This window comes from Enterobacter hormaechei ATCC 49162 (assembly GCF_001875655.1).
Classification (GTDB): Bacteria; Pseudomonadota; Gammaproteobacteria; order Enterobacterales; family Enterobacteriaceae; genus Enterobacter; species Enterobacter hormaechei.
Genome location: NZ_MKEQ01000001.1, coordinates 957,230 through 980,157, shown reverse-complemented (window position 1 = coordinate 980,157; position 22,928 = coordinate 957,230). Strand labels below are relative to the sequence as shown.

Here is a 22,928-nt window from a genome sequence, read left to right as displayed (position 1 = left end):
ACGGGGCCTCTTTTTTTTCAGGAGGACTGGATGGCGGAATATGGTGTTCAGACATGGGACGCCTCAGGCAATGTAAATAACTATGGCGTTAAGCCTGTCAGCGTTTGTGGCTATCTCCAGCTGGCCCAGAACCAGAAAACAGGCTCTTACACCGTAGCGCTTCCACCGGGTTGCAGGCTGACCTATTTTCAGAGCATGAACGGCGATCAGTTTGGTACGAGTCGGAGGAAGATCACCATTTCAGGGGGAACAGCAACAGTGTCAGCAGCAGGCGATACCGACTACTCAGCAGGGACTGAGCCTGCGGCAGCGGCTTATCTCATTTTCCAGATCGAGAGGGCATAAATGGCGGAGTATGGCGTTTTACTGACGACCACGAGCGGGGAAGTATGGGTGACCGCGAACAGCTCGCCAATCGCTCTTCAGGCGAGAAAGACAGCGGCACTTCAGGGAACATCGGGGTTCAATACCAAAGTGACGCACACATTCCCCGCAGGCCAGCCTGTTGTCGCCTTCGTTCATTGCACGGTTGAGGTCGAAATCACTCAGACGATAAGCGGGAACACCATCACGATTGATTTTCTCAGACCGAATGCAACCGGCACAGCGTACGTTTATTTTTTCTCTATTTTCCCGCAGACAAAGCCAGACTACGGGCTGGCTGTGTGGGATGCATCAGGGACGCTGATTTTAACAAACGAAACGCGCACGCTGAGCGATGTTGTCACCCTCGGTACCGCCGGGGTGGATGCCAGCTCAGGATACAACATCAATACAACTCTGGCGGGGAAGTGGGCCTGCATGCCTGCCATGCTGGGACTAATTACCGGGGTTGTATCGGCTGGCGGTCAACCGCAGCCCTACTCGGCCATATACAAGAGCATGGCAAAACTTGAGGGAAGCAATACGCGGATATTCGCCAGGCCGCAGACAACCCCCGGCGGCAACCTTCAGAACGTCGCTTATTCGAATCTGAGGAACGTGATTATGGCCATTAACTGCGCCAATTATGATTGATCGTTTTTAGCGATCAATTTTGAATAATTGATCTATCAAATCAATTATATCCCATTGATTCATATTGTTATTGTGTAGTTTCATGAATGCCCTGGGATATAACCACTATGAAAAATATGATTCTTTGCCTGGCGGTAGCGGTATTGCTCTCCGGTTGCGCTGGCGTTATTGAGAAGCAGCAACCCGTATGCACCGGAACAGCCCTGGTCGGTGGACAAGAAAGCAGCGTCCAGATCTACGGAGTCCGTAAACAAAACAATCAGACACAGTACCGCGCCGGTTATCCCTTTAACTGGACCTGGGTGAGCGCCAACACGTTCACCAGCACCACCTGCCACTAACCCATTCAGTTTTGAACAAACCCCGCTCCGGCGGGGTTTTTTATTGCCTGGAGAAAACATGATTTATACTACTGGCACTATCGCCATCAGCGGAAACACCCTTACAGGTACCGGCACAAACTTCACTGCTGCTGGTTCTCTTATTCGTAACGGCTGTACCGTTATTGCAATGACCAGCCCTGTGCAGGTATTTCAGATTACCACCATCGGCAGCGCAACAAGTCTCACCGTAACGCCAGCAGCTAACCCAACTGTTCCCGCTGGAACCCGGTTTGCCATTCTTCTGAGTGACAGTCTGAGCGTGGATGGGCTGGCGCAGGATATCGCTGAAACCTTCACGATGTACCAGCGCTACATGAGCGGGTTCGCTGATGTAATGAACGGGACATCTGATGTCACCATTACTATCAACGGCACTGCCCTTACCGTGCCGGGTCAGAAGTCACTGGCTAAAAAAGGGGCTAACAATGATATAACCAGCCTAAGCGGTCTGACTACCGCACTCAGTATCAGCCAGGGCGGAACAGCTGCAAAGAATGCTGCTGACGCTCGCACAAACCTCGGTTTGGGAAGTAGCGCAACGAAAGAGGCTCAATCCTCCACAATTGACACCACAGTCGGGGTTACGTTGATTAACGGTGCATGGGGTCTTGGCGCTGGAGGTGTAAACTCAATTTCCTGGGGAGATATTGCAAGGCAAGGTAGATCCTCATTCGTTTCCAGTCAGACCGACGCTCCAGCTCAAAATACATTATTTTTTGGAATAAATGCATCTCACCATACCGATGCAGGTTATGCTGCACAGTTTGCAGCCAGGGGGCAAATTGGTTTCTTTTGGCGCACTCGAGAGGCTCTCAGTTTCAATGCCTGGCGAAAAGTTTACGATGATGGTAATACCACCAAAGCCAGCGATGGAACTCTTAAGGCTGCTTCACCGGTTGCCCGTATTGTGAAAAGCCAGGAGGAATGTCAACGCACTGATATAGATGAACCAGGTTTTGTCTGGTGCGGGTGCGGTACGGCGAACGCCGAGGCTGAAGGGATCAAAATCTCTCGGCTGGAAGTTGGGGTATATATTCTTACCGGTTCGGATGGCCTGGCATCAGAAGGCTGGCAGCTGCTGCCGCCAATGGACCCTGGCGGTATGGGGGAACTGGGTGTTGTTGAAGCAGAGCAGACAGAAAGCGGTGGGCTGACGATTCGGCTTTTTAAGCGGAAATACATACTCAGCGAAGAAGGCGAAATTGTTAAAACGAAAGGGGCTCCTATAGATGTTCCTGCCAATAGCTGGATCGACGTTCGCCTCGATATGCCAAAGGATAGCATCTGGAAAACAAGAGCTTCCGAAGCTTCTCTTGAACTGACAGAGCAGCCTGGGGACATTCAGCCTTAAAAATTAATAGGCGAACCCAAATTGATCTGCATTCCATTTGAAACTACTGTATATAAACACAGTAATAAAGGGAGTGCAGATTATGCCCCGAATTTCAGATATTCAGGCCGCCTTTGTTGCGGCCATAGAGCTTAACCCAAAGGGCTACCGCTACCTGAGAACAGACAGCTTTATAGAAAAGTTGCGTGGTTTTAACTGGCACTTCACCCGAGCCGACGCCAATGCATGGATAGAGCGCAATCAGCCAGGCTTCGCTGACAAGACGACAAACGGTAGTGATAACCGGTACTGGATCCTGAGAAACATGGGGAGGGTCCTCTGATGGGATTTGCATCACCTGCTACCGATTACGTCGAACGCCAACTTTCTCCATCCGTTCTGTGCAACATAGGGGCCGAAAGCAGGGTGCTTGAAACAGATGTTGGGTTTGCAGTCATTGAGCCAGCCATGAAAAAAAGGCCAGGAGATGTATTGTTAATTTTGTGCGACGGCCACACGCAGTTTGCAAAACTCATTGGCAAGGCGCTAATTACGGATGATGGTGAAGCGATTGAGGGATCAGCGCTTGAAGAAGTGGAAGTGCTGGGTAGGGTGACGTTCTTCATCAATCGTGCATTAGATGATGATTGCCCTGCAATATAGAAAGTTCCCCATGCTTCACTGACAAATAACCAGCCATAAGCGGCTGGTTTTTTGTGTGGTTTGGTCGGAACGAGAGAATTTTAACCTCCATCCCATGATGGCATCCTAAAGCTCAAAGGAAGTTTTGCATAATCACTTCTTCAAAATCGCATTCCCCAAAATAAAATTTAAGTGAATGAAAAACATGGAGAAAAATGAGGATGGAAATGCAATAAAATCAGCCAGAAAAACATAGTTAACTGGCTGATTAATAACATTTAATTGGAGGTTGTCGAACTCTGCTTCTGGAACAGTTCCCGGAAGACCGGATAGATGTCATCCTGGTCGCGAATGTGCTGCATCGCAAAGTTATCGAACATCGCTTGCAGATGCTCATACTCACGCCACAGCGTCTGGTGGGCGCGACGGGTAATTTCAATGTAACTGTAATAACGCACCACCGGCAGGATCTTCTTCGCCAGAATTTCATGACACAGCGGCGAGTCATCCGCCCAGTTATCGCCATCCGATGCCTGCGCGGCGTAGATATTCCACTGCGCCGGATCGTAGCGCTCCTTCACCACCTCATCCATCAGCTTGAGAGCGCTCGACACGATGGTGCCACCGGTCTCCTGCGAGTAGAAGAACTCATGTTCATCCACCTCTTTTGCCTGAGTGTGATGGCGAATGTAGACCACCTCCACGTTCTTATATGTTCTGCTCAGGAACAGATAGAGCAGAATATAAAAACGCTTAGCCATATCCTTGGTGGCCTGATCCATTGAGCCTGACACGTCCATCAGGCAGAACATCACCGCCTGGCTGGAAGGCTCCGGACGTTTTTCGTAGTTCTTGTAGCGCAGGTCGAAGGTGTCGATAAACGGCACCCGGTCGATCTTCGTCCGCAGTTCGGCAATCTCTTTACGCAGGCGCTCCTCTTCCAGCAGTTGCGCCGGTTCGGTGTTTTCCACCACTTTCAGGCTGGTTTCCAGCTCGCGCAGTTCGCGCCGCTTACCTGCCGTCATTGCCGTGCGTCGCGCCAGCGAATTTTGCAGAGAACGCACCACGCTGATGTTGGCGGGCACCCCGTTAGCGGTATAGCCCGCGCGATGGGTTTTGTATTCGTTGAGCTGGCGGTGCTGATTCTTTCTCAGATTCGGCAGGGCCAGATCCTCAAACAGCAGGTCGAGATATTCGTCTTTTGAGATCTGGAAGACGAACTCATCCTGGCCTTCTCCGTCCTGGCTGGCCTGCCCCTGACCGCTGCCAGAACCGCCGCCTCCGCCTTGTGGCCGCTCGATTCTGTCATTCTGGACGAAGTGGTCATTACCTGGGTGCACGCGATGGCGAAGGCCGCCACGCCCCTGATGAAACATCGGTTCGCTGATGTCATCGTTAGGGATGGAGACGGATTCGCCGCTGTCGACGTCGGTCACCGAGCGTTTGTTGATGGCCTCGGAGATCGACTGTTTAATTTGCGCTTTATAACGGCGCAAGAAGCGCTGGCGATTCACCGTGCTCTTGTTTTTGCCGTTAAGACGCCGGTCAATAAACCAGGTCATATATCCCCCGTACTGCATTTGCCAACTTGCGTTTTTGTTGGCCCGGCAGGCACAGGCGCTACCGGGCACTTGTTTTAAGACGATTTACGCACGCGCAGATACCATTCACAGAGCAGGCGGACCTGTTTGCGGGTATAGCCCTTCTCCATCATACGGTCGACAAAATCGTCGTGCTTTTTCTGCTCGTCGGTTGAGGTTTTGGCGTTAAACGAGATGACCGGCAACAGCTCTTCGGTGTTAGAGAACATTTTCTTCTCTATAACCGTGCGCAGTTTTTCGTAGCTGGTCCAGTTCGGATTGCGGCCATTGTTATGCGCTCTGGCGCGCAGCACGAAGTTCACAATCTCGTTTCGGAAGTCTTTCGGGTTGCTGATCCCGGCTGGCTTCTCAATTTTTTCCAGCTCCGCGTTCAGGGATTCACGGTCAAACAGCTGGCCGGTATCCGGGTCGCGGTACTCCTGATCCTGGATCCAGAAGTCAGCGTAAGTGACGTACCGGTCGAAGATGTTCTGCCCGTATTCGGAATAGGATTCCAGGTAGGCGGTCTGGATCTCTTTGCCAATGAACTCGGCATATTTCGGGATCAGATAGCCTTTCAGGAACTCCAGATAGCGTTCAGCCTGCTCCTGAGGGAACTGCTCACGTTCAATTTGCTGTTCCAGCACATAGAACAGATGCACCGGGTTGGCGGCCACCTCCGCATGGTCGAAGTTAAAGACGCGGGAGAGGATCTTAAACGCGAAACGCGTCGACAGACCGTTCATTCCTTCGTCGACCCCCGCATAATCGCGGTATTCCTGATACGATTTCGCTTTCGGGTCGGTATCTTTCAGGCTTTCACCGTCATAGACGCGCATTTTCGAGTAGATGCTGGAGTTTTCCGGCTCTTTCAGGCGCGACAGGATCGAGAAGCGCGACAGCGTTTCCAGGGTTCCCGGTGCGCAAGGTGCATGCACCAGCTCACTGTGGTTGAGCAGTTTTTCGTAAATCTTGATCTCTTCGGAGATCCGCAGGCAATAAGGCACTTTGACGATATACACACGGTCAAGGAACGCCTCATTGTTTTTGTTGTTACGGAAGGTCACCCATTCGGATTCGTTCGAGTGAGCGAGGATAATCCCGTTAAACGGCAGGGCAGAAATACCTTCCGTCCCGTTGTAGTTGCCTTCCTGGGTGGCGGTCAGCAGCGGATGCAGCACTTTGATCGGTGCTTTAAACATCTCGACAAATTCCATAATCCCCTGGTTGGCGCGGCACAGCGCACCGGAATAGCCGTAGGCATCCGGATCGTTTTGCGCGTGATGTTCCAGCTTACGGATATCAACTTTACCCACCAGCGCCGAGATATCCTGGTTGTTCTCGTCACCGGGTTCAGTTTTGGCAATGGCGATCTGCTCAAGGATAGACGGCCACACTTTCACAACTCGGAATTTAGTGATATCCCCACCAAACTCATGCAGACGTTTTGCCGCCCACGGCGACATGATCGTACCGAGATAGCGATGCGGAATGCCAAACTCTTTTTCCAGAATTTGCGCATCCTCCTGCGGGTTAAACAGGCACAGCGGGTGGTCATTGACCGGGCTGCGCTCGCCGTTGGCGCTCAGCACATAGATTGGCACGCGCTGCATCAGCGCTTTCAGCCGTTCAGCGAGGGAAGATTTACCCCCACCGACAGGCCCCAGCAGGTAGAGGATCTGTTTCTTCTCTTCCAGCCCCTGAGCGGCATGCTTCAGGTAGGAGACGATCTGCTCTATGGCATCTTCCATGCCATAGAACTCCTCAAACGCCGGGTAGCGGGCGACCACCCGGTTCGAAAAGAGACGGGAAAGCCGTGGCTCCAGGGCAGTATCAACCATGTTTGGCTCACCAATAGCCATCAATAGCCGTTCTGCCGCATTGGCATAGGCACTGCGATCTTGCCGACAAATGGTAAGAAACTCCTGCAGTGTGAACTCTTCGTCCTTGGCAGCTTCGTAGCGCTGGCGATAGTGATCGAATATATTCATGGCATGCCGTCCTTTCGTTTTTTAGCACAGGATAAGAGCCGTTCGTATGAGTAGTGGAGGCTCCCGGAAGAGAATTTTTCGCACCGCACTGCCAGAGCAGCAACCTGTGTGCCAGGTCGAAGGCTATGAACCGCAGGGTGTTCAGCAAAACCTCTTCTTAAAGTAAAGCGTAGATGGCAATTGCAAAACTTGCATACGGATAAAATCTACTTTCAATGACATATCAATAACTCATCCAAAAATTTCCACTGCGGTTATAAGCGAAAAGCGGGTTTTTCATTTATCGGTCACATAAATGAAAGCGGGATGTCATCTGAAAAATGAAAAATAACGGGTTAATCAAATAGATTAGCGCGCAAAAAATTTTGGGATGTACGGGAATGGCGGTTACACTTCACCCGCTGATTATTTGACTACAGGAAAGAATGGATTGTGACCAAACTCAAACTTCTGGCATTGGGCATCTTTGCCGCTACCGCAGCGAGCACCGTACAGGCTGAGAGCCAGTGGACTGTTGGCGCGGGTGCTGGCGTGATTAACAGCCCGTACAAGCAGTATGACCGCGACGTTTATCCTATCCCCGTTGTCACCTATGAAGGCGATAACTTCTGGTTCCGTGGATTGGGCGGCGGCTACTATCTCTGGAACGACACGGCCGATAAGCTCTCCATCATGGCCTATTACGATCCTACGCACTTTAAACCAGGCGACAGCGACAGCAATGCGCTTCGTCAGCTGGACAAACGCAGAAGCTCACTGATGGCGGGGCTTTCTTACGTCCATAATACCGAGTATGGCTTCCTGCGCACGGCGCTGGCGGGCGATACCCTGGACAACAGCAACGGCTTCATCTGGGATCTGGCGTGGCTTTATCGCTATACCAACGGTGCGCTGACGCTGACGCCGGGTATCGGTGTGCAGTACAGCAGCGAGAATTACAACGACTACTACTATGGCGTGTCTAAAGCGGAGTCTCGCCGCAGTGGTCTGAAGAGCTACAGCGCGGATGATGGCTGGGATCCGTACCTGGAACTCACCGCCTCGTATAACTTCCTCGGTGACTGGAATGTATACGGTACTGGCCGTTACATTCGTCTGAGCGATGAAGTGAAAGACAGCCCGATGGTCGACAAGTCCTGGTCTGGTATCTTCTCTGTGGGCGTGACCTACAAGTTCTGACCAGAACGTGATGCATTAAAACGGGGCGCTTGCGCCCCGTTTGTTTTTTCATGATGCGGCAGAAAATATTAGCGCTTCACAATCTTGATCGTCTGGCCTAAGCGGGATGGTTTTTCTTCGCTGGTTTGTTGCGGCGCAGTCACACACGCGGTTTCCACACACACGAAGGTCTTGTAACCGTCATCCGGGATATCCGCCATGCTGACGGAAAGGGCAGGGCCAGGGTTCCAGCCCACCACGTTGCTGTGGTGATGATGAACCACTTCGATGCCACGGTTCAGCGCGCCGTCATGGATTACGCTACAGGCTTCCGGGTGCAGGTACACGCGGTCGGTACGATCCGGGAAAGTCTGCACGCCGTCGTCCAGTCTGCCTTCTTTCGCGTTATCCACTTTGTCGATAAAGGTATCGCCAAGGCCGCTCACCTTAACGGCCTGAATGTCGCCTACGTTGAAATAGGTGTGCAGGGCGGACGTGGTTTCGAATTCGCCGTGCGCTTCCAGTTCAATTTCGCAGGTTTTACCCAGCTTGAAGCGGGCATATAGCGTGAACTCGTGCGGCCACAGGGCGCGCGTTTCATCATTTGCCTGAAGTTCAAAGGTCAACACCGCGCCGTTTTCATCTTCGTTGTGGGCTTTGAGCGTCCACTGCTGATTACGGGCGAAACCGTGAGAGGGTAATCCCTGCTGCGCTGACGGGCCAAACCATGGCCAGCAGATGGGTACGCCACCACGGATCGCCGCCCCTTTTTTGAACGAGGTGGCTTCGCTCAGCCACAGGCCTTCTTCTTCACCTTCTGGTTTCCAGGAGAGCAGGTGGGCACCATTAAGCGCGACGGAAGCTTTAACGCGCGGGTGATCAACGACGATGATATCGGCACCGTCAATCTGACGGCGGGAGAGCACAGGGGTAAGTTGTTCGACTACCGGAAGTGCAAAAATTTTATTAATCATTAAGCAATCCTCTGTCTGAAAACAATAAAAAAGGCGACCGAAGTCGCCTTTTAGGATCAAGCACTCATCTCAACTTATTTGGAGATGTGAGCGATCAGGTCCAGTACTTTGTTAGAGTAGCCAGTTTCGTTGTCGTACCAGGAAACCAGTTTCACGAAGTTGTCGTTCAGTGCGATACCTGCTTTAGCATCGAACACGGAAGTGCACACTTCGCCGTTGAAATCGGTAGATACAACGTCGTCTTCGGTGTAACCCAGAACGCCTTTCATTGGGCCTTCGGAAGCAGCTTTGATTGCTTTCTTAATTTCTTCATAAGAAGCAGCTTTTTCCAGACGAACGGTCAGGTCAACAACGGATACGTTAGGAGTTGGAACGCGGAACGCCATACCAGTCAGTTTGCCATTCAGTTCTGGCAGTACTTTACCTACTGCTTTAGCAGCACCGGTAGAAGATGGGATGATGTTCTGAGCCGCGCCACGGCCGCCGCGCCAGTCTTTGTGAGACGGGCCATCAACGGTTTTCTGAGTCGCAGTGGTCGCGTGAACGGTAGTCATCAGACCTTCGATGATGCCGAAGTTGTCGTTGATAACTTTAGCCAGCGGTGCCAGGCAGTTGGTGGTGCAGGATGCGTTGGAAACGATGTCCTGGCCAGCGTAAGTTTCGAAGTTTGCACCGCGAACGAACATTGGGGTGTTGTCTTTGGAAGGACCAGTCAGAACAACTTTCTTCGCACCCGCAGTGATGTGTTTACGTGCAGTTTCGTCGGTCAGGAAGATACCGGTAGCTTCAGCTACAACGTCAACACCGATTTCGTTCCATTTCAGGTTAGCTGGGTCTTTCTCAGCAGTAACGCGGATGGTTTTGCCGTTAACAACCAGGTGGCCGTCTTTCACTTCAACGGTGCCGTCGAAACGACCGTGAGTTGAGTCGTACTTCAGCATGTACGCCATGTATTCAGCGTCCAGGAGATCGTTGATACCAACGATTTCGATGTCAGAACGTTTCTGAGCAGCACGGAAAACAATACGGCCGATACGGCCAAAACCGTTGATACCTACTTTGATAGTCATATATTCCACCAGCTATTTGTTAGTGAATAAAAGGTTGCCTGTAAAATTACAAAAACCTTACGCAGCGTCAAGCGGAATCGTGTCAATCATTGCGACAAATCAATCCTGTGACTAACGTTTGTGCGACTGACTCGCCTCACTTTCCCTTTGAGCTAGCAACCACATGGGGGCTGCGCCCGGAATTTTAAAGGCCTCGCAGGATTAAAATGTGAAATTGATCACAATTGCCTGACCGCCTTTTTGCGACACATAAGTTTAGAACAAAAGTGTACGCGCGGGTGTTAATGTTTTGTTAGAATCTGGGTTAAAAGATGTCTGTTTCAACAGCGAGATGTAAGCATATGTCGAACCAACGTAACCCCGACGATTTGAAAAAAAACCTTACAGAGATGCAGTTTTACGTGACGCAAAATCACGGCACAGAACCGCCGTTTTCCGGGCGTTTGCTGCACAACAAACGGGAAGGCGTCTACCACTGCCTGGTGTGTGATGCACCGCTGTTTAACTCCCATACTAAGTATGATTCTGGCTGCGGCTGGCCAAGCTTTTACGAGCCTGTCAGCGACGATGCGATCCGTTACCTGACGGACTCCTCGCACGGCATGGTGCGCACCGAAATTCGCTGCGGGAACTGTGACGCCCATCTCGGGCATGTCTTCCCGGATGGCCCGCAGCCGACGGGGGAGCGCTTCTGCGTCAATTCGGCTTCCATGAGCTTTACCGATGACGAAAACGGCGACCAGACCCAGGGTTGAAAAAACGATTCAGCAAATTATTCCTTTGAAAGGGAGAGATCATGAATATTGATGACATGATTGCAGGCATGACCCCGGAGGTGTATCAGCGTCTGGTGACGGCCGTTGAACTGGGAAAATGGCCGGACGGTGTGGCCCTCACACCTGAACAAAAAGAGAACAGTTTGCAGCTGGTGATGCTATGGCAGGCGCGTAACAATACCGACGCACAGCATATGACTATCGACACTAACGGTCAGATGGTGATGAAAAGCAAGCGTGAGCTAAAAGAAGACTTCGGCATTACGCCGAAGCCGATTGCGACTTTCAAATAAAGGTTCCATGTAAGCCGGGTAAGGCGAAGCCGCCACCCGGCACCTTAGTGCGGGATCCCGAGCGACTTCGCCAGCTGTTTCGCGAGCTGGTTTTCATCGTCAGCCCCGTACTCCCAGAACATGGCACCGGCCAGACCTTTCTCCTTGATGTAATCCGCTTTGATTGCCACGGAACGCGGGTTCTCATACGAAATTGCAAACAGCGCCTTCCCGTCGGCAGACTTCACTGACAGCCACGGCACCTTCGCCTGATCGTCCCAGTGCTCGGTAAAGCGTTTCTGCGGATCGTTCAGCAATTTGCGGACGATATCGTTGTATTTCACGTAGGTGTCTTTGGTCAGATCATAGCCAAGCGATTTAAACAGGCCGATCTCCTGCGGTCCAAAATAGGGCTGTGTCACCGGATTGTTTTGCGCGTCCGGTTTGCTCCAGTCGATGCCCGGTTCAACGGCACGCTTCGGTACGCGGCCATAAAAACCGATCCCGAGGTTCATCTGCTGCGGCTTAAGCCCGGCGGCCAGGTAGTTGTTCACCACAAAATCGACGCTGTATTTGTCCGCGGCAGCCACCGTCGGCCAGGCACTGGAGTCATACAGATTCGCGTTAAAGTACTGAGTCCCGTATGCCATGTCGTAGGTCATCAGGTTGATGTAGTCGAGCAGAGGGGCAATGGCTTTCACATCCACCCAGCTTTTCGGACTTTCCGCATTCGCGCCCACCGCGATCGTGACCAGCTTTTTCTTACCAAACGCGTCACGCATCTCTTTTAACAGCGCTGTGAAGTTATCCCTGTCGGCAGGGGTGCTATCGACCAGTCCCCACGCGCCGTTGACCGGATATTCCCAGTCCAAATCGATCCCGTCCAGGCCGTATTTATTGACGATCTCCTGCGCGGAGCGAATAAACACCGCACGGCTCTCTTTGGTTGCCGCTGCGCCAGAAAAACCACGCGCGCCCCAGCCGCCAACGGAAAGCAGGACTTTCAGGTTCGGATTTTGTTTACGCAGGGTGGGGATTAAGGCCAGGTCGGATGCCACCTTTGGTGATAACCAGATTTGATGCAGTTTTGCCGGATCCTTCAGCGCGGCGTTGGTTTCGTCTTTCTCGTTGTTATAGACCAGACCAAACGAGTAGTTGAGGTGAGTAATCTGGCGGACGTCGAGTTTATTGATATCGCCACCCGGTCCGGCGGTAACATCGCCACCGCCATTGAAGTAGCCCACGGACATCAGGGGCGCGGCGGAAGCCAGTGACGCGCAAAGCAAGGGTAATGCTGCCAGCAAGGGCAAACGTTTCATATAATTTCCTCTTTGACCAAATAAAAATAACCACGCCACAGAAAAGGCGTGGCGAAAAAACAGCCTGAAGAGAATAGCATTGCCGTTTCGCTTGTGATGCGAGGGAGTTCACTTTATGGGAGATCGGGGAGGGGGTTTTGCCGGGTGGCGGCTTCGCCTTACCCGGCCTACAAAACCAGAGAAAGTAGGCCGGGTAAGGCGAAGCCGCCACCCGGCTAAAAACGCTTACGCCTGCGTCTCCATCCAGTCAGCCAGCGTATACAGCGTTGCGCCTTCCGCGGCCATATCCATAAATGCCTGGGCGCTGTCCTGCGGCTGAATATTCACCCCACGACAGCCGTCGGTGATGACATTCACGGAATAGCCCAACTGGAGCGCATCCAGCACGGTGAACTTCACGCAGTAATCCGTCGCCAGGCCCATCACAATCAGCTCGGTGATTTCATGGTGGCGTAACCACGCGTCCAGCGCCGTCTTCTGGCGGTGCCCGTTATCAAAAAACGCGCTATAGCTGTCGATAGCCGGATTTTCACCTTTATGGAACACCGCGTCGATGGCCTTCTGATTGAGGAGCGGATGCAGCTCAGCGCCTTCCGTCTGCTGCACGCAGTGATCCGGCCAGAAGGTTTGCGCCAGCCCGTCCAGTTCGCCCTGGCTGTAAGGCTCGACGTTGTGCTGGCTGGCAAAGCTGCCGTGGTTTGCCGGATGCCAGTCCTGACTCGCCACCACCGCTTCACCACGAGCCTTACACCACTCAATTAACGTGTTTGCCACGTCGACGGTGCTGTCGCCTTCCGCGACGGCCAGCGCACCGCCCGCACAGAAATCATTTTGCAAATCGACCAGTAACAGGGCGCGTTGCTTCATAGGAACTCCTTATTCGTCCGGCGTCAGTTCACCGCGCAGGTTTTGCATCATGGCGCGGCGAATGGAATCAATATCCAGATCCTGACTCAGTAAATAGTGAAGTTTAGTCAGCGTTGCCTCAACGGTCATATCGAAACCACTGATCACGCCTGCGTGCGCCAGGGCATTACCGGTGGCGTAGCCGCCCATGTTGACCTTACCGGACATACACTGGGTGAGGTTGACCACCACAATCCCGCGATCGCTCGCCTCCTGAAGTTCTTTCAGGAACTCACCGTTCTGCGGGGCATTACCCACCCCATAGGAGCGCAGGATCAGCGCTTTCACCGGCTGGCGCAGGAAGTTGCGCACCACGTCGGCGGAAATGCCCGGATAAATCGTCACCACGCCAATCGGCTGCGGGGTGATCGGGTGAACAATCAGCTCGCCTGCGGTATTTGGCGCGGGCGGCGTGCCCAGACGACGGATATGGATCCCCGCTTCCAGCAGCGGTTGCAGGTTAGGTGAGGCAAACGCGTCAAAGCCGTCGGCGTGTGCTTTTGTGGTACGGTTCCCGCGATACAGCCGGTTGTTGAAGAACAGCGACACTTCGTTGATCGGATAATTGGCAGCCACGTACAGGGAGTTAAGCAGGTTGATCTGCCCGTCTGAACGCAGTTCCGCCAGCGGGATCTGCGAGCCGGTCACAATCACGGGCTTGCTCAGGTTCTCCAGCATGAAGGAGAGCGCCGAGGCGGTGAACGCCATGGTGTCGGTGCCGTGCAGGATCACGAAGCCGTCGTACTGGTCGTAATGGGCTTTAATATCGTCCGCAATATGCTGCCAGTCTTCCGGCGTCATGTCGGAGGAGTCCATCAGCGGCTCATACTCGTGGATGGTGAAGTCCGGCATTTCCGGACGGTGGAATTCAGGCATCAGCGCCAGCTGGCGCTGCAAGTGACCGGAAACCGGGATATAGCCATTTTCTGAGCGCTGCATACCGATGGTACCGCCGGTATAGGCGACATAAATTGATTTCTTCTGCATGGTAATGAGTTCTTGTTCTTCAAAAGAAAAAATCCCCTCTTCACGGGAAGAGGGGACGGTTTTTAACGCACGTTCGCACAGGTCAGGCAAAACGCGTAACGGCTTTGTGGATCATTAAACGCTGCGAGCTTATCGCTCTCCGCCTTCATGGCTTTTGCCGCAGTCGCCACCGGCGCCGGCAGATAAGCCTGAAGCGCGTCCGGCAGCATGGCGCGGACGGAGCCGGACATGCTGTCCATGACCATATCGAAGAACGTCGGTTCGTCCTGATAATAGTCCACGTGCCACTGCTTGAGCTTCGCCAGTTCGGCCGCTTTCTTCACGGCGTCATCGAAGTCACCCAGGCTGTCCACCAGACCGTTGCTCTTCGCATCCTGACCGGTCCAGACGTGGCCCTGAGCGATCTGGTCAATCTGATCGGGCGTCTTTTTACGGGAGTCCGCAACCAGCGTGATGAAACGTTTATAGCCACTCTCAATGCTGAGCTGCATCATCTCTGACACCTCAGGCGGCAGGGATTTGGTGACAGACACATCCGCCAGCGGCGAGGTGGAAACGCCGTCGGTGTGGACGCCGAGATAATCCAGGCTGTTCTCGACGGTGTTGATCACCCCGAAGATGCCAATCGAACCGGTGAGCGTGCTTGGGTTAGCCACAATGTAGTTGGCTGGCGTTGAGATCCAGTAACCCCCGGAAGCCGCCATGCCGCCCATCGAGACCACGACCGGCTTGCCCGCGGCGCGTGCGGCGGCCAGTTCAGCACGGATCACTTCAGAGGCGCTAACGCTGCCGCCAGGGCTGTTCACCCGCAGGACAATCGCTTTCACTTTCGGATCGAGGCGCGCATCGCGGATCTGCGATGCGGTGGTGTCCCCGCCGACGTTCCCCGGGGTCTCCTCGCCGTCCATAATGGCGCCGTTAGCAAACACCACGGCGATGCTGTCACCGCTGTCGTCCGGCTTTTTCGCGGCGTAGTCATACATGCTGATAGCGCTGTAGTTTTTGTCCTCTTTACTCCAGCCGAACTGTTTGGTCAGCGCTTTTTCAATTTCAGCGCTGGAACCCAGCTGATCGACCAGTTTGTTATCAAGCGCGTATTTCGCCGTATCGCCGTCCACCTTGCGCAGGCCGTCCAGCACGCCGCGCGCGCCCGGGAATACCTGCTCCGCGGTAATCTGACGGTTAGCGGCAATGGTGCCGAGGTAGTTCTGCCACAGCTCGCCAATCCAGCGGCTGTCCGCTTCACGGGCGGCAGGGGACATATCATCGCGGATAAACGGCTCCACGGCGGATTTATAGGTCCCGACGCGGAAGACGTGCGTGGTGACCTTCAGCTTGTCGAGCAGCGATTTGTAGTACAGACCGTTAGTGGCGAAGCCATGCAGATCGACCGCGCCCTGCGGCGAAAGCCAGATTTTATTGGCAAAGCTCGCCAGATAATATTGCCCCTGGGTGTAGCTGTCGCCAACGGCAATCACCGGCTTACCGCTGTCGCGGAATTCGCGCAGCGCTTTACCGATGTACTGCATTGACGGCTGATCGGCCCCGGCAAAGTCTTTCAGATCCAGCACGATACCGGTAATGTTACGATCGTCTTTGGCCTGACGGATGGTCTCGACGATATCAAACAGGGAGTTTTCCTGGAGTCGGTCTGACGTTGCGCCAAACAGCTGGCGGCCAATCACGCCCAGACGGTTGCTGGTAGACGGCTTATCAACAATCACCCCGGTGATATCGAGTAACAGTGCGCCGCGCGTCGAATGCTGCGACTGGTTTGCGTTGCTGATATGCATCCAGATACCTGCGCATACCAGTACCAGGAAGATGAAGAAGATATTCATCACCAGGTTGCGGACGAAGTTGAGCAGTCGCCACGTCCATTTAAAGAAACCGGCAAAGATTCGCCAAAGGGTTCGCATGTATTCTCCCTAACCAGAAAAGGACTGTTTCCGTCGCCACGGGACGGTAATGTGCGGTTATCGTAATGACCCAACCGCCACTTGTCAGCAGGAATCGCCTGCCACGCTGTAACAAATTCTGCTGTCGTGTTAATTTTGTGAGTAAATTTCATGAAAGGAGTTAACCAATGGACGCACTTGAACTGCTTGTTAACCGTCGTAGCGCTTCCCGTCTGGCCGAACCGGCACCCGTCGGTGAGCAGCTGGAAAACATTCTGCGTGCCGGAATGCGTGCGCCGGACCATGGCACATTGCAGCCATGGCACTTCTTTATTATTGAAGGCGAAGGGCGCGACCGCTTCAGCCAGCTGCTGGAGCAGGGGGCTGTTGCCGCAGGCCAGGATGAAAAGGGGATTGATAAAGCCCGCAGCGCGCCGTTCCGGGCGCCGATGATTATCGCGGTAGTCGCAAAATGCAAGGCTGACCATAAAGTGCCAGTCTGGGAGCAGGAGATGTCTGCCGGTTGCGCGGTAATGGCAATGCAGATGGCCGCCGTCGCGCAGGGCTTTAACGGCATCTGGCGTACCGGGCCGCTGACTGAGAGCGCCGCCGTGCGGGAAGGCTTCTCCTGTGGTGAGCACGATAAAATTGTCGGCTTCCTCTATCTCGGTACCCCGCAGCTTAAAGCCTCCAGCACCATTAGCGTGCCGGACACGACCCCTTTCGTCAGCCGTTTTTAATCCCACGCGCTAAACTGTCTGGATTCTGAGCATCCGCCGCAGAATTCAGACAGTCATACTTACCTCTTTATGGAATGAGCGCTACCATAGCGCGATTGAGATGACAGGAGACGTCCATGAGCGAGCAAACCATTCGTTTAACGCAATACAGCCACGGAGCCGGTTGCGGTTGTAAAATTTCCCCGAAAGTGCTGGAGACCATTCTGCACAGTGAACAGGCGAAGTTTGTCGACCCGAACCTGCTTGTCGGTAACGAAACGCGTGACGATGCAGCGGTTTATGACTTAGGTAACGGCACCAGCATTATCAGCACCACTGACTTCTTTATGCCGATTGTCGACAACCCGTTCGACTTCGGGCGCATCGCGGCCACCAACGCCATCAGCGATATCTTTGCGATGGGCGGCAAACCCATTATGGCGATCGCCATTCTGGGCTGGCCTGTCAACACCCTCCCGCCGGAAATCGCCCGCGACGTGATCGAAGGCGGACGCTTTGCCTGCCAGCAGGCGGGGATTGCGCTGGCCGGGGGGCACTCTATTGATGCGCCGGAGCCGATCTTCGGCCTGGCCGTCACCGGCGTGGTGCCGACTGAACGCGTGAAGCGTAACAGCACGGCGCAGGCGGGTTGCAAACTGTTCCTCACCAAGCCGCTGGGCATTGGCGTGCTCACCACCGCGGAGAAGAAATCCCTGCTGAAACCTGAGCATATCGGTCTGGCAACGGAAGTGATGTGTCAGATGAACCTCGCCGGGGCGGCTTTCGCCAGTATTGACGGCGTGAAGGCCATGACCGACGTGACCGGTTTTGGTCTGCTGGGCCACCTCTCCGAAGTCTGTCAGGGCGCGGGCGTACAGGCGCAGGTCTGGTATCAGGACGTGCCGAAGCTGCCGGGCGTGGAAGAGTACATTGCGCTGGGCGCGGTGCCGGGCGGAACGCAGCGCAACTTCGCCAGCTATGGTCACCTGATGGGCGAAATGCCGGAAGCGTGGCGTAACCTGCTGTGCGATCCGCAAACCTCCGGCGGCCTGCTGCTGGCGGTGACGCCGGAAGCAGAGGCTGACGTACAGGCGACGGCTGCCGAGTTTGGCATCACCCTGACGGCCATTGGTGAGCTGGTGACCGCCCGCGGTGGTCGCCCGATGATTGAGATCCGTTAATTCGATGCGGTTGTTTATTGCCGAAAAGCCGAGTCTGGCGCGCGCCATCGCCGATGTGCTGCCCAAGCCGCATCGCAAAGGCGACGGCTTTATCGAATGCGGTAACGGGCAGGTGGTCACCTGGTGTATCGGTCACCTGCTTGAACAGGCGCAGCCGGATGCCTACGACAGCCGCTATGCCCGCTGGAATCTTAACGATCTGCCGATTGTGCCGGAAAAGTGGCGTCTGCAACCGCGTCCTTCCGTCACCAAACAGCTCAACGTTATTAAGCGCTTCCTGCATGAGGCGACGGAAGTGGTCCACGCGGGTGACCCGGACAGGGAAGGGCAACTGCTGGTCGATGAAGTGCTGGACTACCTGGAGCTGGCGCCGGAAAAGCGCCAGCAGGTGCAGCGCTGCCTGATCAACGACCTCAACCCGCAGGCGGTGGAGCGGGCCATTTCGCGCCTGCGCGCCAACAGCGAATTTATTCCCCTGTGTGTCTCCGCGCTGGCGCGTGCCCGCGCGGACTGGCTGTACGGGATCAACATGACCCGCGCCTACACCATTCTCGGGCGTAATGCGGGCTATCAGGGCGTGCTCTCCGTGGGCCGCGTCCAGACACCTGTGCTGGGGCTGGTGGTGCGTCGCGACGAAGAGATCGAAAATTTCGTTGCCAAAGACTTCTTCGAAGTCAAAGCGCATATCGTCACGCCGAAAGACGAACGCTTTACCGCCGTCTGGCAGCCGAGCGATGCCTGTGAGTCATATCAGGACGAAGAGGGACGGCTGCTGCATCGTCCGCTGGCGGAGCACGTGGTCAACCGTATTACCGGTCAGCCCGCGATTGTCACCAGCTATAACGATAAACGGGAATCAGAACCCGCGCCGCTGCCGTTTTCTCTTTCCGCACTCCAGATTGAGGCAGCAAAAAAGTTTGGCTTGAGCGCGCAGAACGTGCTCGATATCTGCCAGAAGCTCTATGAAACCCACAAGCTGATCACCTACCCGCGTTCGGACAGCCGCTATCTGCCGGAAGAACACTTCGCCGGGCGCCACTCGGTGATGAATGCCATTGGCGTCCATGCGCCGGATCTGTTGCCACAGCCAGCGGTGAACCCGGATACCCATAACCGCTGCTGGGACGATAAAAAAGTCGATGCCCACCACGCGATAATCCCGACGGCGCGCACCAGCAACGTCAACCTGACCGACAACGAAGCGAAGGTCTATAACCTGATCGCGCGACAGTATCTGATGCAGTTCTGCCCGGACGCGGTGTTCCGCAAGTGCGTCATCGAGCTGGAAATTGCCAAAGGCAAGTTTGTCGCTAAAGCGCGTTTCCTCGCGGAAGCGGGCTGGCGCACGCTGCTCGGTAACAAAGAGCGTGACGAAGAGAACGACGGCACGCCGTTGCCGGTCGTGGCCAAAGACGATGAACTGCTGTGCGAAAAAGGTGAAGTGGTTGAACGTCAGACCCAGCCGCCGCGCCATTTCACCGACGCGACGCTGCTGTCGGCCATGACCGGTATCGCCCGCTTTGTGCAGGATAAAGATCTGAAGAAGATCCTGCGCGCCACCGACGGTCTGGGTACGGAAGCAACCCGCGCGGGGATTATCGAGCTGCTCTTTAAGCGTGGATTCCTGGAGAAAAAGGGGCGCTACATCCACTCAACAGAGCCGGGCCGGGCGCTCATTCACTCTCTGCCTGAACTGGCGGCAAGGCCGGACATGACGGCGCACTGGGAGTCGGTGCTGACGCAGATCAGCGAAAAGCAGTGCCGTTACCAGGACTTTATGCAGCCGCTGGTAGGGACGCTTTATCAGCTGATTGACCAGGCGCGCAGTACGCCGGTGCAGCGATTCCGGGGCATGGTCGCCCCGGGCGGCGGGGCGAAAAAGCCGTTCAAAAAGAAGAAAAGCGCAGCATAATTTTCTCAGGCCGGGTAAGGCGTAGCCGCCACCCGGCAAGAAAAGTGGCGTTTACTCGTTCAGCGCGCCATAGATCTGATCGACAATCCATCCGTATGTCGCCGCAGGCAACGTTCCGCTGACGAAAACATTCGGATTGAGTTTGGGGTCAGCGACGGGCGAGTGCGGTCGGTTGCCCAGAATGACGATCGCCATATGTTTTACGGGATCGATGGCGGTGAGGGTGCCTGTCCAGCCCGTATGCCCGTACGTCTGCGGGCCAGCCAGTACGCCAAAGGTCGTCGTCATAGATGAATTGCCGTTAACCCGCCAGCCCAGACCAAAGGTGGCATCTGCCGCCGAGCGACGGGTAAACGCATCTACCGTTTTCTGATCAAATAACGTGACGTTGCCATAATGTCCTCCGTTAAGCATGGTCTGCATCAGAACGGCAATATCCCGCGTATTTGAGAACAGACCCGCGTGACCTGAAACGCCCCCCATGGAATACCAGGCTTTTTCATCATGTACCTCTCCCCAGAGGGTGTTGGTACGAATATGAGGAAAACTGATTACACCATCGCGGGTGTTACCGTTAAGTTCGGTGGCGGCAATTTGCGGTTGCTTAAAGCCTTTTAACAGAGGGTTAAACACCGTGTGCTTCAGGCCGAGCGGCTGGTAAATCTCTTTCTCAACATACACATCAAGCGGCATTGCGGTAACGGACTCAATGATAAATCCGAGGATCATGTAATCGACGTCGCTGTAGACATGTTTTGAACCTGGCGGATAATCCAGCGGCGTTCGCTTGATCATCTCCAGCGTGGTCTGTTTATCCTGAGAATAGAGACTGCCGGCAACGCGCTTGTTGGGATATTGCGGATCGGCCGGGAAGCCAGCGGTATGATGCAAAATATCAATAATACGCAGGGCATCTTTCCCCTTAATTTTGTCGGTAGGGTTATCCGCAAACCCCGGGATATATTTCGCGACAAGATCGGTCACGTTTATTTTGCCTTCGTAAACCAGTTTCTGTAGCGCAAAGTTGGTTGCATACATTTTGGTATTGGAAGCCAAATCGTACAGCGTGTCCGTGGTGGCCATGACAGGATGGCTGGCTAAATGCGACCCCTCATATTTTTTGGCGTAACCCCAGGCCTTCTGAAAAACAATATGATTGTCCTTTACCACTAACACATTCATACCCGGGTATCCGGCATCCACTTGCTGCTGGATCCAACGGTCAAGCTTGTTTAACTTTTCCGCATTAAAGCCCACGTCTTCCGGCGGTGCAGCGGTTAATACCGGATAATCGGCCGCAAACGCCGATAAAGATAACGCAATCAAAGAAGCACAAATCACACCTGGTTTCATCATCGTTCCCTCAATGTAAGCCCACATTCTTGCCTGCAAAGCAGACGGCAATCATAAACCCGAACGGTCATGAAAAAAGTATGCCTGCGTCGCAAGAGGGACGTTGGTTTGAATTAGTCGCTGCTGGCGATCGTCCCGGCCACCATCATCACGTTTGCCGGGGGTTGCCGGTGCTGGATCTGCTTCGCCATAAAACGCATGTACGGATCCATATGACTGAATATGGCTTTGTAGCCTGCGCAAAGATGGTTGTGCCACCGCTGCCCGATTTTATGGATACGGTGCTTCGGGCACCCTCCGTGGCAGGCGAAGCGCCAGTCGCAGCGCATACACTCTGCGGATACCGCTGCTTTCGCTAAGCCAAACTTCCGCTGCTTTTTGCCGTTCGCCATTTTTACCAGGCTGTCTCTGCGCAGATTGCCCAGGCGGTGTTCAGGGTAAACATAGTGATCGCAACTGTAGACGTCACCGTTTTGTTCAACGACGAGCCCAGAACCGCATGAAGAGCGCATCACGCATAAAGAGGGCGTTTCCCCCAGCCATGCGGCAAGGGCGCTGTCAAACAGCTGGACATAAACCTGCCCCACATCGTGGCGTACCCACAGGTCGAACACGCCGTTAATAAATTTTCCCCATTGCTCGCCGGATACTGACCATTCGGTGACGGAGCCTCCGGCAAGTGACTGAGGATAAAGTAGTTCACCGTATTTTTCCGCCAGCGGTCGTTGCTCAACGGCAGGGATAAATTGAACAAACTTTGCCCCCAACTCTCGGGTGAGAAAACGATAGATCTCCTGCGGATGTTCGGCCGTGACGTTGTTTACGACGGTCAGCACATTCACGTCGACATTGTGTTGTTGCAGTAGCGACATGGCGCGGACAACCTTGTCAAACACTGAGCCCTGGCTGCGGGTTTTGCGGTAACGATCGTGTAACCAGGCGGGGCCATCAATCGACAGTCCCACCAGAAAATGGTTTGTGGCGAGGAACGATGCCCACGCTTCATCAATGAGCACCCCATTGGTCTGAATGCTGTTGGTGATGCGTTTTCCGGCGGCATACTGACGCTGTAATCCCAGCGCCCGCTCATAAAAAGCAATGCCCGCCAGCGTTGGTTCACCGCCTTGCCAGGTGAATTCCACCTCCGGCCCTGGGTTCGCCGAAATGTACTGCCGGACAAAAGCCTCCAGCGTTGCGTCATCCATGTGTCGCGATGGCTGACGGGGCTGAAGCGTCCCATGCTCTTTTTCCAGATAAAAACAGTAGTCGCAGGCGATGTTGCACTGATAGCTCACCGACTTTGCCATCAGATGAAAGGGACGGTTCATACAGGCTCCTTAGCCTTCCCGAAAAAAGGTGATGCTGTTCACTTTTCTCTCACCGGGTTTTGACTTTATAAAAAAACGATCGAAATATAGATTTCATATAAACAAGAATAAAATGAAACATAAACTTCATTA

The 22,928-nt window shown here is 54.1% G+C and carries 22 protein-coding genes; 12 read left to right on the top strand and 10 right to left on the bottom strand.

The window, feature by feature from the left end; genetic code table 11:
• The first annotated feature begins 30 nt into the window (after positions 1 to 30).
• The 6 genes from BH712_RS04890 (at position 31) to BH712_RS04865 (ending at position 3,393) form a co-directional block, all read left to right on the top strand.
• Positions 31 to 345, top strand: coding sequence for a hypothetical protein (locus BH712_RS04890; protein ID WP_006809146.1), 315 nt, complete (start codon positions 31 to 33; stop codon positions 343 to 345).
• Positions 346 to 1,017 carry a hypothetical protein gene (locus BH712_RS04885; RefSeq protein ID WP_006809145.1) on the top strand — a complete coding sequence of 224 codons (672 nt, stop codon included), beginning with the start codon at positions 346 to 348 and terminating at the stop codon, positions 1,015 to 1,017.
• A 107-nt stretch (positions 1,018 to 1,124) separates the two neighbouring features.
• On the top strand, positions 1,125 to 1,358 hold the full coding sequence (gene cor, locus BH712_RS04880; protein WP_032634343.1) for a phage exclusion lipoprotein Cor: 234 nt from the start codon (positions 1,125 to 1,127) through the stop codon (positions 1,356 to 1,358).
• A 58-nt stretch (positions 1,359 to 1,416) separates the two neighbouring features.
• The gene (locus BH712_RS04875) at positions 1,417 to 2,751 is read left to right on the top strand and encodes a phage tail fiber protein (protein WP_057059057.1); all 1,335 of its coding nucleotides are present in this window, start codon (positions 1,417 to 1,419) and stop codon (positions 2,749 to 2,751) included.
• An 82-nt stretch (positions 2,752 to 2,833) separates the two neighbouring features.
• Positions 2,834 to 3,073 carry a hypothetical protein gene (locus tag BH712_RS25090; protein ID WP_032673520.1) on the top strand — a complete coding sequence of 80 codons (240 nt, stop codon included), beginning with the start codon at positions 2,834 to 2,836 and terminating at the stop codon, positions 3,071 to 3,073.
• Entirely contained in the window at positions 3,073 to 3,393 is a 321-nt protein-coding gene (locus tag BH712_RS04865) for a hypothetical protein (RefSeq protein ID WP_006809142.1), read from the top strand. The genes BH712_RS25090 and BH712_RS04865 overlap by 1 nt, the downstream gene beginning before the upstream one ends.
• Before the next feature lie 257 nt (positions 3,394 to 3,650).
• Here the strand turns inward: BH712_RS04865 and BH712_RS04860 are convergent, their stop codons facing one another.
• The gene (locus tag BH712_RS04860) at positions 3,651 to 4,934 is read right to left on the bottom strand and encodes a YeaH/YhbH family protein (protein WP_032673519.1); all 1,284 of its coding nucleotides are present in this window, start codon (positions 4,932 to 4,934) and stop codon (positions 3,651 to 3,653) included.
• Between the two features lie 74 nt (positions 4,935 to 5,008).
• Complete coding sequence (gene yeaG / locus BH712_RS04855; protein WP_006809140.1) at positions 5,009 to 6,943, bottom strand: protein kinase YeaG; 1,935 nt, start codon at positions 6,941 to 6,943, stop codon at positions 5,009 to 5,011.
• 432 nt (positions 6,944 to 7,375) lie between these two features.
• On the opposite strand from yeaG, the gene BH712_RS04850 reads away from it, so the two are divergent.
• A complete protein-coding gene (locus BH712_RS04850) occupies positions 7,376 to 8,122 on the top strand; it encodes a MipA/OmpV family protein (RefSeq protein WP_006809139.1) in 747 nt (248 codons plus the stop codon).
• 68 nt (positions 8,123 to 8,190) lie between these two features.
• Here BH712_RS04850 and BH712_RS04845 read toward each other — a convergent pair whose 3' ends face one another.
• Positions 8,191 to 9,075, bottom strand: a complete 885-nt coding sequence (locus BH712_RS04845; protein ID WP_006809138.1) for a D-hexose-6-phosphate mutarotase — start codon at positions 9,073 to 9,075, stop codon at positions 8,191 to 8,193.
• Positions 9,076 to 9,149: 74 nt separating this feature from the next.
• Positions 9,150 to 10,145 carry a glyceraldehyde-3-phosphate dehydrogenase gene (gene gapA / locus BH712_RS04840; RefSeq protein WP_006809136.1) on the bottom strand — a complete coding sequence of 332 codons (996 nt, stop codon included), beginning with the start codon at positions 10,143 to 10,145 and terminating at the stop codon, positions 9,150 to 9,152.
• A 341-nt stretch (positions 10,146 to 10,486) separates the two neighbouring features.
• Between gapA and msrB the strand changes: the two genes are divergently transcribed.
• Both msrB and BH712_RS04830 read left to right on the top strand, forming a co-directional pair.
• The gene (gene msrB / locus BH712_RS04835; RefSeq protein ID WP_006809135.1) at positions 10,487 to 10,900 is read left to right on the top strand and encodes a peptide-methionine (R)-S-oxide reductase MsrB; all 414 of its coding nucleotides are present in this window, start codon (positions 10,487 to 10,489) and stop codon (positions 10,898 to 10,900) included.
• Between the two features lie 41 nt (positions 10,901 to 10,941).
• Positions 10,942 to 11,214 carry a YeaC family protein gene (locus BH712_RS04830; RefSeq protein WP_006809134.1) on the top strand — a complete coding sequence of 91 codons (273 nt, stop codon included), beginning with the start codon at positions 10,942 to 10,944 and terminating at the stop codon, positions 11,212 to 11,214.
• 44 nt (positions 11,215 to 11,258) lie between these two features.
• Here the strand turns inward: BH712_RS04830 and chiD are convergent, their stop codons facing one another.
• The 4 genes from chiD to sppA all read right to left on the bottom strand — a co-directional run bounded on the left by chiD (position 11,259) and on the right by sppA (position 16,324).
• On the bottom strand, positions 11,259 to 12,512 hold the full coding sequence (gene chiD, locus BH712_RS04825; RefSeq protein WP_006809132.1) for a chitinase ChiD: 1,254 nt from the start codon (positions 12,510 to 12,512) through the stop codon (positions 11,259 to 11,261).
• A 225-nt stretch (positions 12,513 to 12,737) separates the two neighbouring features.
• A complete protein-coding gene (gene pncA, locus BH712_RS04820; RefSeq protein ID WP_006809130.1) occupies positions 12,738 to 13,379 on the bottom strand; it encodes a bifunctional nicotinamidase/pyrazinamidase in 642 nt (213 codons plus the stop codon).
• Between the two features lie 9 nt (positions 13,380 to 13,388).
• Entirely contained in the window at positions 13,389 to 14,405 is a 1,017-nt protein-coding gene (gene ansA, locus BH712_RS04815; protein ID WP_032673734.1) for an asparaginase, read from the bottom strand.
• 62 nt (positions 14,406 to 14,467) lie between these two features.
• Positions 14,468 to 16,324, bottom strand: coding sequence for a signal peptide peptidase SppA (sppA, locus tag BH712_RS04810; protein ID WP_006809128.1), 1,857 nt, complete (start codon positions 16,322 to 16,324; stop codon positions 14,468 to 14,470).
• 167 nt (positions 16,325 to 16,491) lie between these two features.
• Here sppA and BH712_RS04805 point away from each other — a divergent pair, with 167 nt between their 5' ends.
• From BH712_RS04805 to BH712_RS04795, 3 genes are all read left to right on the top strand, one after another.
• A complete protein-coding gene (locus BH712_RS04805; protein ID WP_006809127.1) occupies positions 16,492 to 17,043 on the top strand; it encodes an NAD(P)H nitroreductase in 552 nt (183 codons plus the stop codon).
• Positions 17,044 to 17,159: 116 nt separating this feature from the next.
• Positions 17,160 to 18,203 (top strand): selenide, water dikinase SelD, encoded by a 1,044-nt coding sequence (gene selD / locus BH712_RS04800; protein WP_006809126.1) that lies wholly within the window; start codon positions 17,160 to 17,162, stop codon positions 18,201 to 18,203.
• 4 nt (positions 18,204 to 18,207) lie between these two features.
• Positions 18,208 to 20,115: a DNA topoisomerase III gene (locus tag BH712_RS04795; RefSeq protein WP_006809125.1), complete on the top strand. Its 1,908-nt coding sequence runs from the start codon at positions 18,208 to 18,210 to the stop codon at positions 20,113 to 20,115.
• Positions 20,116 to 20,166: 51 nt separating this feature from the next.
• Here the strand turns inward: BH712_RS04795 and pbp4b are convergent, their stop codons facing one another.
• Both pbp4b and BH712_RS04785 read right to left on the bottom strand, forming a co-directional pair.
• Positions 20,167 to 21,468: a penicillin binding protein PBP4B gene (gene pbp4b, locus BH712_RS04790; protein ID WP_032673732.1), complete on the bottom strand. Its 1,302-nt coding sequence runs from the start codon at positions 21,466 to 21,468 to the stop codon at positions 20,167 to 20,169.
• 113 nt (positions 21,469 to 21,581) lie between these two features.
• Positions 21,582 to 22,796, bottom strand: coding sequence for an anaerobic sulfatase maturase (locus BH712_RS04785; protein WP_006809123.1), 1,215 nt, complete (start codon positions 22,794 to 22,796; stop codon positions 21,582 to 21,584).
• Positions 22,797 to 22,928 lie beyond the last annotated feature (132 nt).

Coding starts and splice junctions, on each gene's coding strand:
- chiD (WP_006809132.1), bottom strand. CDS start 12,512: ATGAAACGTTTGCCCTTGCTGGCAGCATTACCCTTGCTTTGCGCGTCA.
- BH712_RS04885 (WP_006809145.1), top strand. CDS start 346: ATGGCGGAGTATGGCGTTTTACTGACGACCACGAGCGGGGAAGTATGG.
- BH712_RS04875 (WP_057059057.1), top strand. CDS start 1,417: ATGATTTATACTACTGGCACTATCGCCATCAGCGGAAACACCCTTACA.
- BH712_RS04860 (WP_032673519.1), bottom strand. CDS start 4,934: ATGACCTGGTTTATTGACCGGCGTCTTAACGGCAAAAACAAGAGCACG.
- sppA (WP_006809128.1), bottom strand. CDS start 16,324: ATGCGAACCCTTTGGCGAATCTTTGCCGGTTTCTTTAAATGGACGTGG.
- BH712_RS04890 (WP_006809146.1), top strand. CDS start 31: ATGGCGGAATATGGTGTTCAGACATGGGACGCCTCAGGCAATGTAAAT.
- cor (WP_032634343.1), top strand. CDS start 1,125: ATGAAAAATATGATTCTTTGCCTGGCGGTAGCGGTATTGCTCTCCGGT.
- BH712_RS04830 (WP_006809134.1), top strand. CDS start 10,942: ATGAATATTGATGACATGATTGCAGGCATGACCCCGGAGGTGTATCAG.
- BH712_RS04795 (WP_006809125.1), top strand. CDS start 18,208: ATGCGGTTGTTTATTGCCGAAAAGCCGAGTCTGGCGCGCGCCATCGCC.
- selD (WP_006809126.1), top strand. CDS start 17,160: ATGAGCGAGCAAACCATTCGTTTAACGCAATACAGCCACGGAGCCGGT.
- pncA (WP_006809130.1), bottom strand. CDS start 13,379: ATGAAGCAACGCGCCCTGTTACTGGTCGATTTGCAAAATGATTTCTGT.
- pbp4b (WP_032673732.1), bottom strand. CDS start 21,468: ATGAAACCAGGTGTGATTTGTGCTTCTTTGATTGCGTTATCTTTATCG.
- ansA (WP_032673734.1), bottom strand. CDS start 14,405: ATGCAGAAGAAATCAATTTATGTCGCCTATACCGGCGGTACCATCGGT.
- BH712_RS04785 (WP_006809123.1), bottom strand. CDS start 22,796: ATGAACCGTCCCTTTCATCTGATGGCAAAGTCGGTGAGCTATCAGTGC.
- gapA (WP_006809136.1), bottom strand. CDS start 10,145: ATGACTATCAAAGTAGGTATCAACGGTTTTGGCCGTATCGGCCGTATT.
- BH712_RS04865 (WP_006809142.1), top strand. CDS start 3,073: ATGGGATTTGCATCACCTGCTACCGATTACGTCGAACGCCAACTTTCT.
- BH712_RS25090 (WP_032673520.1), top strand. CDS start 2,834: ATGCCCCGAATTTCAGATATTCAGGCCGCCTTTGTTGCGGCCATAGAG.
- BH712_RS04805 (WP_006809127.1), top strand. CDS start 16,492: ATGGACGCACTTGAACTGCTTGTTAACCGTCGTAGCGCTTCCCGTCTG.
- BH712_RS04845 (WP_006809138.1), bottom strand. CDS start 9,075: ATGATTAATAAAATTTTTGCACTTCCGGTAGTCGAACAACTTACCCCT.
- msrB (WP_006809135.1), top strand. CDS start 10,487: ATGTCGAACCAACGTAACCCCGACGATTTGAAAAAAAACCTTACAGAG.
- yeaG (WP_006809140.1), bottom strand. CDS start 6,943: ATGAATATATTCGATCACTATCGCCAGCGCTACGAAGCTGCCAAGGAC.